We start from the raw sequence: 14008 nt of genomic DNA, 5'->3' as shown, positions 1-14008 counted from the left end.
CCGTGGCCCAGGTTCTCGTCGTCGCCGACGACCTCACCGGCGCCAACGCGACAGGCGCCCGGTTCGCGCGCGCCGGCATGCGGGTGGCCACGGTCACCCCCGAGCAGGCGCCGCGCGCGGCCCGCGACTACGACGCCGTGGTGATCAACCTCGACAGCCGCCACGTGCCCGCCGAGCAGGCCGGCCGGCTGGTCGCCGACGCGGTCGCGTCGGCCTGGCCGGCGGGCCTGGTGGTCAAGCGCACCGACACCACCCTGCGCGGCAACGTCGGCGCGGAGCTTGAGGCGGCGTGGCGGACCGTGCGCGAGCGCGTGCCCGAGCCGACCCCGGTTCGGGCCCTGTTCGCGCCCGCGTTCCCGGCCTCGGGGCGGGTCACCGTCGACGGTGTCCAGCTGCTCGACGGGGTCCCGCTGGAACGCGGCGAGCTGGCGCTGGATCCGCTCAACCCGATGCACACGAGCGTCGTGGCCGACATCGTGGGCGCCCAGACCGATCTGCCGCTGCGCCACGTGCCGCTGCGCCGGGTCGCCCAGGGCCCGCTCGCCGCCGACCTGGCCGCCGGAGACGAACCGGTCGTGCTCTGCGACGCGCTGACCGAGCAGCACCTGGCCGACATCGCCGAGGCCGCGGCGCAGGTGCACCGCGACACCGGAACGGTGTGGCTGGCCGTCGACCCCGGCCCGGCCGGGGCGCTGCTGGCCGAGGCGCTGCAGCTGCGCGGCCGCGCAGCCGCGGCCGGCCCGCTGCTGGGGGTGGTCGGCAGCGCCACCGAGCTGACCCGTCGCCAACTCGACGCCGCGGCGCGCAGCGGCCCCGTCCGGTTCGTCGACGTCGACGCCGCCCGCCTGGCCGGAGGAGAGGCCGGCTACCGGGCCGCGATCGCCCGACAGCTCGCCGACCACCTGGCCGCGGCCGCCTTCCCCGAACCCGTCGTACTGCGCACCGCCCAGTCGGCCCGCGACGTCGTGGAGCTTCCCAGCGCCGCCAAGCTCGCCCTGCCCGGACTCCTTGCCGGACTGGTCGCCGAGGTGGTGGACAGCGCAGGCGCCGCCGTGCCCAGCGGCCTCTACACCAGCGGGGGCGAGGTCACCTCCGCCGTGCTCGACGCCCTGCACGTGCGCGCCTTCGAGGTGGGCGGCGAGGTCGTCCCGCTGGCCGTGCACGGCCGCATCAGCGGGGGAGTGCTCGACGGGATCCCGGTCGTGACCAAGGGCGGCCTCGTCGGCGACGACGCGACGCTGGTGGAGTGCCTGGCCAAGCTGCGCCGCGCGGTGCAGGCGCGCCTGCGCACGGTCCCCGCCGAGGTGCCCGAGCACCACGCCCCGCCCGCCGCCCACTCCCGGCAGGTGCCCGGGGAGCGGCCCGCCCCGGGACGCGACCCCGGCGCCGCGACCGATCATCCCCCCGGCCCGACGGACCATCCCCCCGGCCCGCCCCCAGGGCCGCTGCGCACGCCGCCGCGGGTGTGAACCGCCCGCGCCGGCGGCGCGGCACGAGAAACGAACCGGCACCCGCCCGACCGCGCGAGCGCGGCCGGGCATCCTGGGAGGGAAGCGAGATGCCCGAGACCAACAGCCCCCGAAGCGACCGCCCGGCCCTCGCCGTCACCGTCGGCGATCCGGTGGGAATCGGTCCCGAGATCACCGTGCGCACGCTCAGCGAGGTGGGCACGACCGCCTCCGCCCGCGGCGTCGTGGTCGCCGACCCGGCCGTGCTGCGGCGCGCCGCCGCGGTGTGCGGGCTGGACGTGCGGATCCGTGCGCTGGACTCCTGGGACCTGCCCGAGGAGCGCGACGGCGTGATCGACTGCTTCGACATCGGCGAGCTGGGCGAGACCGAACTCCCCTGGGGCACGGTGGACAAGCGCGCCGGCGCCGCCGCCGTCCGCGCCATCGAGGTCGCCACGCGCGCGGCCATGGACCGCCGCGTGGCCGGGATCGTCACCGGTCCCATCAACAAGGAGGCGATCTGGGCGGCCGGCAGCGAGCACCTCGGCCACACCGAGATGCTGGGCGCGCTCACCGGCGTCACCCGGCAGAACACCATGTTCGTTGTGCGGGGCAAGAAGATCTTCTTCGCCACCCGCCACGTCTCCCTGCGCACCGCGCTGGACCAGGTCGGCGCCGACCAGCAGGTGGCCGCCATCGAGGAGGCGCTCACCGCCCTGCGGGTCTTCGGCCACGACGAGCCCCGCCTGGCGGTGGCCGCCATCAACCCCCACGGCGGGGAGAACGGGGCCTTCGGCACCGAGGAGATCGACCACCTGGTTCCCGCGGTGGAGCGGGTGCGGACCGCGGGCGCCGACGTCGTCGGGCCGGTGCCCGCCGACTCCGTCTTCCACCAGCTGCTGCAGGACCGCTACGACGGCGTCCTCTCCCAGTACCACGACCAGGGCCACATCGCCGCGAAGACCTTCGACTTCGACGGCACCATCTCGGTCACCGTCGGCCTGCCCATCCTGCGGACCTCGGTCGACCACGGCACGGCCTTCGACATCGCCGGCACCGGGGTCGCGGACCCCGGCACCATGCGTTCCGCGTTCCTGCACGGCTGCGAGTTCTCCCACTTCGCCGACCGCATCCGCGCCGAGTACGGCTCCTAGCGGCGGGCGGGCGGGCGGTCGCCGGCGCCTACGGGGGCGCACCGGCGGCCGCCCCGCGCGATCCTCCGCCGCCCCGCCGCCCGCCGGCCCCGGCCGTCCGCCACCACGGCCGCGGTCGCATGCGGTCGCGGAGGCGATCTGAGTAGTGGTACTCAGGCGTCCAGGCGCCCGCCACGATGGGATGGGCGCATCCGGGGCCGCCCCGGAGGCACGTCGCAGGCGGAAGGGGAGCACAACGTGAGCGAGTCGAAGCCCGCCCGGCAGGCGGCTCTGCGCGGCCTCGTCGAGCGCGGGGTCATCTCCTCCGCGCAGGCCGAGGAGGTGCGGGCCGCGCTGGAGGCCGCCGATGCCGGTCCCGGGCGCGTGCGCTGGACGGAGATCGCCGGATACATCGGCGGCGGCCTGGTGCTGGCCGGCGGGGTCGCGCTGGCCACGGCCTACTGGGAGGAGCTGAGCCGGGACCTCCGCATCGGGCTGCTGGCCGTGCTGGCCGTCGTCGCGGTGGGCGGAGCGATGGTCATGACGGGCGGGCCCCAGGAGATGCGCGGGCGCCGCCACCGGTTGCCCGACGTCCGCCGTCGCGTCGCCGGGGTGCTGCTGGCGCTGGCCGCGGTGCTGGCCGCCTTCTCGGTGGGTATCGCCGTGGACGGCGAGCCCCTCTACCTGCCGGCTCTCGTCGGGGTCGCGGTGGCGGCCGCGGGCTATGCGGCCCTGCCCACGGCCGTGGGCCACGTGACGACCTGGTGGCTGGCCGCGGCCCTTGCCGCCCTGGTCGTGCGGGAGACCGGACAGCCCGACCCCGGCGACGAGTTCCTGGCGATCGGCGGCGCGTGGCTGGGGCTGGGACTGGCATGGGCGGCCCTGTCGGCCCTGGGAGCGGCGGCCGAGCGCCGCCTGGGACTGGGCCTGGGCGCGGGATTGGCGCTTGCGGCCGGCCAGTTCCTGCTGGGTTGGGGCGCCGACGGCGCCTGGGGCTACGGCGCCACCCTGGCGGTGGCGGCGGCCTGCCTCGCCTACTACTACGCCGACCGCACCGCGGTGCTGCTGGTGCTGGGCATCCTCGGGATCACCGTCGGCCTGCCCGAAATGGTCTGGGACCTGACCGACGGCGCGATCGGGGCCGCGGCCGTGCTGCTGCTGGCCGGGGCGGTCCTGCTGGTCGCCAGCTGGCTGGGCATCCGGCTGCATCGGCGCGGGAACGGTCCGCAGTCCCCGGCCGCACCGAGCGGACCGCCCGCCGCGGGCCCTGCTCAGCAGCCGGCGGACGACGCCGGACCGCGCCCCTCGGCCGGGCCGTAGCCGGCGCCGACAGCGCAAGGGGGCCCGCCGATCCGGGGCCCGGGTCTACGTCCTGGTTAAGAATCCGGACACCACAGCGGCTGCGGCCATGGGGCCGGACCGCGCTAGGCGAGGCGCACCCGTCGCCGCAACCCCGATGGCGGCCGCCCCAGGGGTACCCGGGGGTTCCTCGAAGGCGGCGCCCCCGACGTTGTTGAACCTAGGTCTGCGGGGCCGGGACGTCGAAGCGGAGCAGGGTCCCGGGCACCGCGGTCTCGGGCGGATACCGCTCGACGACGGTGACAGGGCCGGCGGCGACGGCGTCGACCGCGCCGGGCCAGAACCGCGCGGCGGGGCGGTTGGCGTGGTCGAATGCGAGCTCCCAGGTGCCCGGTCGGCGGCGGAACAGCAGGTGGGCGGCGGCCCGGCCGAGGCCGTGGCGGCGGCGCCCGCGGAGGATGAAGAACTCCGCCACATGCCGGACCCGATCGTCGAGGAGGCGGGTGAGCGCGAAACCCGCCAGGCGGCCGGCGGAGGCGATGAAGAAGGCCTCCCGGGCCTCCTCGGTGAAGTAGTGGTCCAGGTACGGATAGTCGAACGTCGCGTGCGGGCTCGGCCCCCCGCCGCGGTGCTCCGACAGGTCGTGCAGGTGGAACTGCAGCAGGTTCGCCAATACGGACTTGTGCTGCTCGGCCACCGGGGAGAGTTCGACGTCCACCCGTGACAGTCTGACCCATCGGCACCGGGCAGGGCCACCGGAGCCCGGCGGGCCGGGGCGCGGGCCCGCCGCGCCCCGGCCGTGGAATCCTGTCTACGTCCTGTTTAAGAAGCCGGACACCACAGCGGCTGCGGCAATGGGGCTGTGATGCGCGAATCCCACCCGTCACCCGCCGCCGCCCCTAACGGAGGCGCTTCGCGCCACGTACTTGTTCTGCGCCGGCTTGCCGCCGAGCGCACGGCGCACCTTCGCGCCGGAGTCCCGCCACCGATGGTGCGGCTCCACCTGACAAGTTCCGCGTGCGCTCGGCGGCAAGGAAACACGTGGCGCGAAGCGTCTCCGATGGGGTGGTGGCGGGCTGACGGGCGGGCGGATCGCGCTACGCGAGGCGCACCCATTGCCGCACCCCCGATGGTCACCGCCCCCGGTGGTACCCGGTGGGTTCCTCGAAAGCGGCGCCCCCGCCGTTCTTGAACATCGTCTAGATCGTTGATGGGAGTTTGGTGGCCTGGTCAGTGGTCGTAGGCGATCAGCGACCGCTTGACCGGGGCATCGATCAGCCAGTTGTGCCAGATCGCGGCGTTGAGCGCACAGATGCGCTGGCAGGTGCGCGCCCAGAGCCCTTCGGCGGTGCGGGCGGCGTGGCGCTCCAGTCCGAGCTGGTTCTTCAACGTCCAGATCACCGCCTCGATGCGCTGGCGCAGCCAGCCCGGGAAGTGCCGGGGGCCGTGTCCGCGCTGCTTCTCGGACTCCAGGGCGGGGCGCACGATGGTATGTCCCGTCGCGGCCACGGCGGACTCGATGCCGGCGCCGGCGAAGCCCTTGTCGCACACGATCGGGCCCGGGCCGGGCGCGGCCTGGTGGACGTGCAGCAGGTGCAGGGCCTGCTTGCGTTCGTCCAGTTCCTTGGGGTGGGCCAGGCTGAAGGCGCACACCGCCCCCTCGGCGGTGGTGACGAGCATGAGTTTGGCGCCCCAGTAGAAGGCGTGGTGGGACTTGTCCATGCCGTAGCCGGCGATCTCGCCCAGCCCGGAGCGGTTGACCGTGACGCGGGAGGCGCCGCAGCGCACGGGGGTGCCGTCCATCAGCCGCAGGTTCTCGTGCCAGGTCGGAACCGAGCGGGCCAGCCACATGGAGGCGGCGAGCAGGGCGGGGGCCGCATCGCGCAGGTGGCGGTTGTATTCGGATTGGCCGGGCAGGCGGGGGAAGAGGTGGCCGATGCGCGCGGGGGCGGCGCGCATCCAGTGGCGCTCGGAGTCGCAGCGCAGCAGGACTTGGGCGATGGCGACGCAGACGAGTTCGGCGTCGGTGAGCAGCCGTTTGGGGCCGCGTTTTCCCGGTTTCCTGCCCGAGGGCAGGACGTGGTCGTCCAGGTGGACATAGAGTGCGATCAGAAGGGCGTCCAGGTTCGTGTTCACAGCTTGAGCATGGGCGCCCTTCGTCGTGCCCGCAGGAGTTCCGCAAAACTCCCATCAACCATCTAGCCGAGCCCCTTGTCCAGCCCGGCCCGCCGCAGCGCTTCGGCCATGGCGCCGCCCCCCGCGTCGGCGCCCTTGGCTGCGCCGCGGTCGTCGCGGCGGCCGCCCTTGCGGTCGCGGGAACCGTCCTTGCGGCCGCCGCGCCCGCTGCCGCCGCCGTTGCGGCCGCCGGCCTTGCCGCCGGCGCGCTCGCCGGTCTCCGGGTCGTCGTCCAACCGCATGCTCAGCGAGATGCGCTTGCGGTCGGTGTCGACGTCCATCACCTTCACCCGCACGATGTCGCCGGGCTTGGCCACCTCGCGGGGGTCGCTGACGAAGCTCTTGGACATCGCCGAAACGTGCACGAGCCCGTCCTGGTGCACGCCCACGTCCACGAACGCGCCGAAGGCCGCCACGTTGGTGATCACGCCCTCCAGGATCATCCCGCGCTGGAGGTCGGCCAGAGTCTCCACGCCCTCCTTGAACGAGGCCGTGGCGAACTCGGGCCGGGGGTCGCGCCCGGGCTTCTCCAGCTCGGCGATGATGTCGGTGACCGTGGGCAGCCCGAACTCGGCGTCGACGAAGTCCTCGGGCCGCAGCGCGCGCAGCGTCGCGCCGTCGCCGATGAGCGAGGCGACGTCGCCGCCGGTGGCCGCGACGATGCGGTGCACAACGGGGTAGGACTCCGGGTGCACGCTGGAGGCGTCCAGCGGGTCGTCGCCCCCGCGGATCCGCAGGAACCCGGCGCACTGCTCGAACGCCTTGGGGCCCAGCCGCGGCACCCGGCTCAGCGCCTGGCGGGTGGTGAAGGGGCCGTTGGCGTCGCGGTGGTCGACGATGTTCTGCGCCACCGCCGAACTGATGCCCGAGACCCGCGCCAGCAGCGGCACCGAGGCGGTGTTGACGTCGACGCCGACCGCGTTGACGCAGTCCTCCACGACGGTGTCGAGCGTGCGGGAGAGCTTGGCCTCCGACAGGTCGTGCTGGTACTGGCCCACGCCGATGGACTTCGGGTCGATCTTGACCAGCTCGGCGAGCGGGTCCTGCAGCCGGCGGGCGATGGACACCGCGCCGCGCAGCGACACGTCCAGCTCCGGCAGCTCCCGGGAGGCATAGGCCGATGCGGAGTAGACCGAGGCGCCGGCCTCGGAGACCATGACCTTGGTGAGTTCGCCGGCCCCCATGAGCTTCACCAGCTCGCCCGCGAGCTTGTCGGTCTCGCGGGACGCCGTGCCGTTGCCGATCGCCACCAGCTCCACGCCGTGCTCGCGCACCAGCTTGCCCAGGGTCGCCAGCGCCTCGTCCCAGCGCCGCTGGGGCGGGTGCGGGTAGACCGTGTCGGTGGCCACCACCTTGCCCGTCGCGTCGACCACCGCCACCTTGACGCCGGTGCGCAGGCCCGGGTCCAGCCCGAGGGTCGGGCGGGTGCCGGCGGGCGCGGCCAGCAGCAGATCGCGCAGGTTGGCGGCGAACACCCCCACGGCCGCGTCCTCGGCGTGCTGCCACAGCCGCATGCGCAGGTCGATGTCCAGCCGGACGAACACGCGGGTGCGCCAGGCCCAGCGCACCGAGTCCAGCAGCCAGCGGTCGGCGGGGCGGCCCCGGTCGGCGATGCCGAAGCGCGCGGCGATCGCCCGCTCGTAGGGGCCGGGTGCCGCGGGGTCGGCGGCGGAGTGCTCGTCGTCCTCCGGCTGCAGGGTGAGGGAGAGGAACTCCTCCTTCTCGCCGCGGAACATCGCCAGCACGCGGTGGGAGGGCAGCTCGGTCAGCGCCTCGGCGTAGTCGAAGTAGTCGGCGAACTTGGCGCCGTCCTGCTCGCGGCCCTCGCGCACCTGGGCGACCAGGCGGCCGCGCGACCACAGGCGCTCGCGCAGCTCCCCGACCAGGTCGGCGTCCTCGGTGAAGCGCTCGACCAGGATCGCGCGGGCGCCCTCCAGCGCGGCGGCGGCGTCGGCGACTCCCTTGTCGGGGTCGGCATGGCCCGCTGCGGCGGTCTGCGGGTCCTGCCCGGGATCGCCCAGCAGCAGGTCCGCCAGCGGCTCCAGCCCGGCTTCGCGGGCGATCTGGGCCTTGGTGCGGCGCTTGGGCTTGTAGGGCAGGTAGATGTCTTCGAGCCGGGCCTTGGAGTCGGCCTCGTTGATGCGCGCTTCCAGAGCCTCGTCGAGCTTGCCCTGGGAGCGGATGGACTCCAGGATGACGCCGCGGCGCTCCTCCAGCTCGCGCAGGTAGCGCAGGCGCTCCTCGAGATGGCGCAACTGGGCGTCGTCCAGCCCGCCGGTCGCCTCCTTGCGGTAGCGGGCGACGAAGGGGACCGTGGCCCCGTCGTCGAGCAGCCCGACGGCCGCGGTCACCCGGTGCTGGCTGACGCCGATCTCCTCGGCGATGCGCTGGTCGATACTGATCGTCACGTTGGCTGGTCCACTTTCTCGGTCATCGTCACCTGCTGCATTGTCCTGGGCCCGCCCCCGGTTGTCACACCGGCGATCCGCGGCGGGCACAGGGCGCGCCGGGTTCGCCACGCCGACCGGCGAGGGCCGCAGGTCCCTGGCCGGGAATGATGCGGGGTCAGCGCGCGTTCGTGTTGACGCGGTGGTATGGCCGAGCGGAGCCGCGCGCCCCGTCCCCCCCGGGGCGGCGGCCGCGGGTCGGCACCGCCGCGGAGCCCCGCCCCGGACACGGAGTCGCAGACCCGTCGCCCGCAGGGCGGAAGGGCGCGCCGGCGGCCGTGAGGGGAGGGCCGTCGGCGCGCCGCACACCCCTCGTCGGCGCGGCGCGCCCCGCCCCCTGCGCCGCATCTTTGAGTGCGGGTGACCAACCGGCTACCCGGCGTTGAAGGCTGTCCTGGTCTCCTGTTAGGGAGGAGACCCGGATTCCGGGTCGGCCCGAAGGCACATCGACGATGGGCGGGATGAGCGTGATCATGGATCCGACCTCGGTTCGCGACCTGGCCGCCATGGACGACGAGATGGGCGTGCTGACCGTGTACGCCACCGCCGACCCGCGCGACAAGTCGGCGTCCCCGGCCTGGCGCCTGGCCGTCGGAAACGCCCTGGGCGCCGTTCGCAACGGCGCCGCCGACGACGGCGACAAGGAGCGCCGGGCCGCTGTCCTGGAGCGGCTGGACCGGCTCCAGCCCGAGATCGAGACCGTCCTCGACGCGGGGGAGTCGGGCGTGGGCAGAGCCCTGTTCGCCCCGGTCAGCCGCGACGAGGTGCACACACTGACCGTGCAGATGCCGCTGGACGACTGCGCCGTCCTGCAGCGGCGCCCCTACCTGCGTCCGCTGGCCGGCGCCCTCACCTTCGGGGCGCCCGCGGGCGTGCTGGCCGTCTCCCACGAAGGGGTGCGCGTGATCGACCTGCGCTTCGGGGTCGCCCGCGAGGTCACCCGGCTGGCCTTCGAACTCGACACCGACGACTGGCGCAGCATGCGCGCTCCGGCGTCGGCCGCGCAGACCGGTACCCCCTCCCGCGCCGCGGGCCAGGTCGACCGCTTCGACCGCCGTGTCGAGGACCACCTGCAGCGCTACCTGTCCTCGCTGCGTCCACGCATCACCGAGATCGCCGACGAGCAGGGTTGGGAGTCGGTCGCCGTCACCGGCGACCGCCGGCTCATCGACGTCGTCCGCCGCGGACTGGAGTCCTCGCCCAGCCGCCGCGACGTCGTGCTGCTGGACCGGGTCGCCGAGTCCCTGTCGGCGCCCGAGGTCGCCGCACTGGTGCGGCCCGAGCTGGACGAGGCCCGCCGGCGGCGCTGCCGCGCGCTCGCCGAGCAGGCGCGCGAGGCCGCACTCGCCGGCGGCCTGGGCACCACCGGGCTCAGCGACACCCTCGGCGCCTTCCGCGAGCACCGCGTCGCCCACCTGGTGCTGGACGGCACGCGCGAACTGCGCGGGCAGCGCGCACCCGACGGCCGGTACTACCCTCATGGTGAACTGCCGCCCGGGGAGTCCCCGGCCGCCATGGCCGAGGAGCCCGACCTGGGCGAGCGCATGATCGAACTGGGGTTCACCTCCGGCGCCGAAGTCACCCTGCTGCCGCCCGAGGCCGCCGCCGTGCTGGCCGAGGAGGACGGGGTGGCGGCGCTGCTGCGCTGGTAGGCGGCCGCCGGGGGCGCCCCCGAGGGAGGTGGCGGGGTGCAGCCGACGGGGCCGCGGGCCTTCCAGCTCGTGCTCCTGCGGCGCATGGCCGATTTCCAGCCGCAGCTGGTGGACGAGGCCCGGCACGAGCTGGGCGCCTCGCGAACCGAGATGCGCGAGGCCAACCGGCGCTGGCAGGCGATGCTGCGTTCGCCGCGCGCGCCGTCGGGGCGCAGGCGCTACGAGGCGCTGCTGGGACCCGCGCAGGCCGGTGGGCGGCGGGCCGTGGGCGACCTCGACTGCGAATGGCACCGCTGGCCGGTGCCGCTCTGGCCCGACCTGCGCTACGAGGTCGTCGCCCTGGCCGGCGGGCCCGTGCTGCACGAGTGGCTCGTGCGCGCCGAGGACGCGTTCGCGCCCCGCCCCCGCCACGTGGGCGAACTTCACCCGTGGTCCTGCGTGGTCGAGGACGTGGCGCGCGCGTTCGCGCCGGCGGTCCCGATGGAGGGCACCGCCCCCTCGCGCTGGCGGATGGCCTTCTGCGCTGCGGACGAGGCGGGGGCGCGGGGGCGCTACGTCGCCGACTTCACCTGGGGGCTGCTGCAGCGCGTGCTGCCCGCCGACCCGGCGGCGGGCAGCGGCGCGGGGGATGCGGCGGGCTGAGGCCCGGCCGGGCGCGCCGATCGGCGGCTCCGCCCGCCCGGCGGGACGGTTCCCGCCGCGCGGTCTCAGCGCCGGTAGCGGCGGGCGCGCCGGGACCGCCGCCGCATCAGCAGTCCGAAGCCGCCCAGGATGAGCAGGAGGCCCAGGAGAATCGCTCCCGCGAAGATGAGATTGAGCGTTGCGCTGTCCATACCGGCCGTCTACCCGCCGGCCGCGCGACCATACGACCGGCCGCCGCGGCGCACCGCCTCCGCCACCTGCTCCGGTAGCGGCCGGGCGCCGAGGCGGTTGTCGATCGCGATGTGCTCGACGGGAGGCGGCTCGTCCGGGCGCACCCGGGCCACGAAGGCGTCGAACCCGTCGAGCTTGCCGGTGTCGCGGGAGCGCCCCCGCCCGCCGATCCGGGCGCGCAGCGTTGCGCCGTCGCTGGCCACCCACACCAGCCGCACCGGCTCGCCGCCCAGCTCGGCGACCCAGGCCCGCCACCGCCGGGGATCGCGGATCTGGCCGGTGAAGGGGGCGACCGGCATCACCGGGCAGCCCGCCGCGCGGATCTGCGCCGCCGCCGCGGTCATGCCGCCGTACTCGTGGGCCTTGACGTGCTCGTCGTACCAGGCGCCCTCGCGCTCGCCGTAGGGGCGGCCGTGCGCGGTGAGCACCTCGGCCACGAATCCGCTGAACAGCGTGTCCTTGTCCAGCAGGGCGGGGACGGGGTCCAGCCGTGCCAGCAGCAGGTCGGCCACGGTCGACTTGCCGGCCCCGGGCGCCCCCGCGACCACCCACACCGCCGCCCGCGGCGCGGCTCCGTCACCGCTCACGACGGCTCCTCCGCTGATGCCCGACCACGCCGCGGCGCCACCGGCCGCACCCGGCCCCGGCCCGCCCGCCGAACAGGAGTCCCGATCAGGAGTCGCCGCCCAGGATGTCGGGGGCGTAGTACTCGTCCACCGGGACCGGGCCGCGGTAGCCCTGGCACATGCAGGGGCGGTAGGTGCCGCCGCTCTGGCCGACCCAGCGGCCGGGGATGACCACCTGCGCCTGGCACCTCTTGGTCTCGTGCTCGTGGAAGACCAGGTGGTGGCCGCAGCCGCAGATGGGCTGGGGCGTGCTGGGCTTGGCGGCGACCGCGGGCTGCGGCGGCGGAGCGGGCTGCTGCCTGCGGCGCGGCAGCATGCGGCCGATCATCACCCCGCCGAGAGCGATGGCGGCCCCCAGTACCAGGCTCACCGGCTCCATGCTGTGCACCGCCCTCCGATGTCCGTCATCGTCCATTGTGGCCGACGACGCGCGTCCCCCGGCCGCGGGACCCGCGTTCTGGCAACCATTGTGCGTCCGCATCCGGCCGCGCGCCATGGCCGCGGCCCCGCGTCCCGCCCCCGGTGGCCGCGCCGGGCGGCGGGAGAGCGTGTGCCCGCCTGCGGGCCGCCGGACGACACCGCCCGGGGCATTTCTTTTTTGTGCTGTTTTACCCGTTTCTGGCGAGCCGCCTGTGGATCCCGCCGATGTGTGTCGTGCATCGTAAGGCGAGATCGAGTGCTGACAAAGCGGGCGGGCGGCGGTCAGGGGCTTGAGACACGCCCCTCGTCCTGGGAGGAGCACGCCATGAAGCGATCGCGGGCGGGCGGCTGGGCCGCCTTCGCCGCCACCATGCTGTTCGTGGTGGGCGCCGTGAACATCGTGCAGGGCATCATCGCACTGTTCACACCCGAGTACTTCCTCGCGACCGAAGGCGAGATCCTCGTCTTCGACTTCACGGTCTGGGGCCTGATCCTGGGCATCTGGGGGATCGTCCTGGTCGTCGCGGCCGCCGCGATGATCTCCGGCCGGATCTGGGCGCGCGCGCTGGTCGCCGTGATCGCCGCGGCGAACGCCTTCGCCCAGCTGGCGTTCATCGACGCCCACCCCGTGTGGTCCCTGGTGGTCATCGCCGTCGACGTGCTCATCGTCTACGGCGCCACAGCGGGCTGGTCCGAGCGCGCTCCGGCCGGCGACGACGCCTACGCGGCCGGCCGGGCCGACGCCCGGGCGCCCGCCGGCGCCCGCGAGCACGGAGCGGGCGGCGAACGGGCGCCCGAGGCCGGCGCGGTCGAGGGCTACGCCGAGCCGGGCGCGGCCGAGCGCGAGCGCTACGGCGGCGCCAGTACCCAGGAGGCGCGGCAGGCCGCCGGGGAGCGCCCGCCGGGGACGCGCCCCGGCAAGCACGAGCAGCCGATGAGCTGACGCTCCGGCGAATCGGCCGAGCGCAGGGGCGCGGCCGCCCGGCCGGGCGGCCGCGCCGTATCCGGCCCCGCGCCGCGGCCCGGCGAGACCCGGGAGCGCGGCCGCGGCCGGTGCGCCAGAAGCGGTCAGGCGCCTGCGGAACGGCCTTCGCGCAGCCCCTTCAGCGTCGCCACGTCGGCCGCGTGCGGCTTGGCCGGGCCCGGCGTCTCGCATACCACGGGGACTCCCGCGCTCACCGGATGCCCGAACAGCGCACCGAAGGGCTCGGCGCCGATGTAGCCGGCCCCGATGTTCTCGTGGCGGTCCTTGGCGCTGCCGCAGGCCTCCTTGGAGTCGTTGGCGTGGACGAGCCGCAGCCGCTCCGCACCGACCACCTCGCCGAAGCGGTCCAGCAGCGCCGCCATGCCCGCGTGCGTGGCGACGTCGTGGCCGGCGGCGAAGGCGTGGGCGGTGTCCAGGCACACCCCCGCCCGCGGGTGCCAGTCCAGAGCGGCAAGGTACTCCGCCAGGTCCTCGACCGTCGCGCACAGCACCTGCCCCTGCCCGGCCATCGGCTCCAGCAGGACCTGCGGGACCTCCTCGCCCAGCTCCTCCAGCAGCGGCAGCAGCCGCTCGCGCATCCGGGCCAGCCCTTCCTCGCGGCCCCCGCGCACCGCCGAGCCGGTGTGCACGACGACCCCGCGCGCGCCGATGGCGGCGCCCCGCCGCAGCGCGTGCTCCAGGGCGGCCACCGAGCGCTCGCAGATGGTGTCGTCGGGAGAGCCCAGGTTGATCAGATAGTTGGCGTGTACGAACACCGGCAGGTCGGTGCGCTCGCGCAGCTTGGCGTCCTCCTCCGGGCTGCCGGGGCTCATGGCCCAGCCGCGCGGGTTGGAGACGAAGACCTGGACGGCCTCGGCGTCGATGTCGGCGGCGTAGGCGAGCCCGCGGGTGGCCAGGCCGCCGGCCACGGGAACGTGTGCCCCGATCGGGGATACAGGCAGATCAGTCAT

At 75.0% G+C, this 14008-nt stretch carries 13 protein-coding genes; 6 read left to right on the top strand and 7 right to left on the bottom strand.

Features of this window, described 5'->3' with window-relative positions; translation table 11 throughout:
* The first annotated feature begins 2 nt into the window (after positions 1 to 2).
* The 3 genes from FZ103_RS20785 to FZ103_RS20775 all read left to right on the top strand — a co-directional run bounded on the left by FZ103_RS20785 (position 3) and on the right by FZ103_RS20775 (position 3901).
* Complete coding sequence (locus FZ103_RS20785) at positions 3 to 1469, top strand: four-carbon acid sugar kinase family protein (protein ID WP_343233627.1); 1467 nt, start codon at positions 3 to 5, stop codon at positions 1467 to 1469.
* Between the two features lie 89 nt (positions 1470 to 1558).
* The gene (gene pdxA, locus FZ103_RS20780; RefSeq protein ID WP_156003533.1) at positions 1559 to 2602 is read left to right on the top strand and encodes a 4-hydroxythreonine-4-phosphate dehydrogenase PdxA; all 1044 of its coding nucleotides are present in this window, start codon (positions 1559 to 1561) and stop codon (positions 2600 to 2602) included.
* A gap of 237 nt (positions 2603 to 2839) precedes the next feature.
* Positions 2840 to 3901 carry a DUF2157 domain-containing protein gene (locus tag FZ103_RS20775; protein WP_186356616.1) on the top strand — a complete coding sequence of 354 codons (1062 nt, stop codon included), beginning with the start codon at positions 2840 to 2842 and terminating at the stop codon, positions 3899 to 3901.
* 199 nt (positions 3902 to 4100) lie between these two features.
* On the opposite strand, the gene FZ103_RS20770 is transcribed toward FZ103_RS20775, so the two are convergent.
* The 3 genes from FZ103_RS20770 to FZ103_RS20760 all read right to left on the bottom strand — a co-directional run bounded on the left by FZ103_RS20770 (position 4101) and on the right by FZ103_RS20760 (position 8463).
* Positions 4101 to 4598, bottom strand: coding sequence for a GNAT family N-acetyltransferase (locus tag FZ103_RS20770; RefSeq protein ID WP_186356615.1), 498 nt, complete (start codon positions 4596 to 4598; stop codon positions 4101 to 4103).
* A gap of 512 nt (positions 4599 to 5110) precedes the next feature.
* The gene (locus FZ103_RS20765) at positions 5111 to 6016 is read right to left on the bottom strand and encodes a transposase (RefSeq protein WP_186356614.1); all 906 of its coding nucleotides are present in this window, start codon (positions 6014 to 6016) and stop codon (positions 5111 to 5113) included.
* A 62-nt stretch (positions 6017 to 6078) separates the two neighbouring features.
* Positions 6079 to 8463, bottom strand: coding sequence for a Tex family protein (locus FZ103_RS20760; protein ID WP_343233626.1), 2385 nt, complete (start codon positions 8461 to 8463; stop codon positions 6079 to 6081).
* Positions 8464 to 8963: 500 nt separating this feature from the next.
* Here FZ103_RS20760 and FZ103_RS20755 point away from each other — a divergent pair, with 500 nt between their 5' ends.
* Together FZ103_RS20755 and FZ103_RS20750 are read left to right on the top strand one after the other, a co-directional pair.
* The gene (locus FZ103_RS20755) at positions 8964 to 10154 is read left to right on the top strand and encodes a VLRF1 family aeRF1-type release factor (RefSeq protein WP_255430176.1); all 1191 of its coding nucleotides are present in this window, start codon (positions 8964 to 8966) and stop codon (positions 10152 to 10154) included.
* Positions 10155 to 10190: 36 nt separating this feature from the next.
* Positions 10191 to 10796, top strand: a complete 606-nt coding sequence (locus FZ103_RS20750) for a hypothetical protein (RefSeq protein WP_186356613.1) — start codon at positions 10191 to 10193, stop codon at positions 10794 to 10796.
* Positions 10797 to 10861: 65 nt separating this feature from the next.
* Here FZ103_RS20750 and FZ103_RS25700 read toward each other — a convergent pair whose 3' ends face one another.
* The 3 genes from FZ103_RS25700 to FZ103_RS20740 all read right to left on the bottom strand — a co-directional run bounded on the left by FZ103_RS25700 (position 10862) and on the right by FZ103_RS20740 (position 12032).
* Entirely contained in the window at positions 10862 to 10987 is a 126-nt protein-coding gene (locus tag FZ103_RS25700; protein ID WP_255430175.1) for a hypothetical protein, read from the bottom strand.
* A gap of 9 nt (positions 10988 to 10996) precedes the next feature.
* Positions 10997 to 11614, bottom strand: a complete 618-nt coding sequence (locus FZ103_RS20745) for an ATP-binding protein (RefSeq protein WP_186356612.1) — start codon at positions 11612 to 11614, stop codon at positions 10997 to 10999.
* 85 nt (positions 11615 to 11699) lie between these two features.
* Positions 11700 to 12032, bottom strand: a complete 333-nt coding sequence (locus FZ103_RS20740) for a hypothetical protein (RefSeq protein ID WP_156003815.1) — start codon at positions 12030 to 12032, stop codon at positions 11700 to 11702.
* Positions 12033 to 12398: 366 nt separating this feature from the next.
* Between FZ103_RS20740 and FZ103_RS20735 the strand changes: the two genes are divergently transcribed.
* Positions 12399 to 13016 (top strand): hypothetical protein, encoded by a 618-nt coding sequence (locus tag FZ103_RS20735; protein ID WP_186356611.1) that lies wholly within the window; start codon positions 12399 to 12401, stop codon positions 13014 to 13016.
* A 125-nt stretch (positions 13017 to 13141) separates the two neighbouring features.
* Here FZ103_RS20735 and FZ103_RS20730 read toward each other — a convergent pair whose 3' ends face one another.
* Positions 13142 to 14008 carry a deoxyribonuclease IV gene (locus FZ103_RS20730; RefSeq protein ID WP_156003529.1) on the bottom strand — a complete coding sequence of 289 codons (867 nt, stop codon included), beginning with the start codon at positions 14006 to 14008 and terminating at the stop codon, positions 13142 to 13144.

The sequence above is a fragment of the Streptomonospora sp. PA3 genome (assembly GCF_009728995.1).
Lineage (GTDB): Bacteria > Actinomycetota > Actinomycetes > Streptosporangiales > Streptosporangiaceae > Streptomonospora.
The sequence above is the reverse complement of the archived record's forward strand: the minus strand, read 5'-3'. Positions and strand labels throughout refer to the sequence as shown.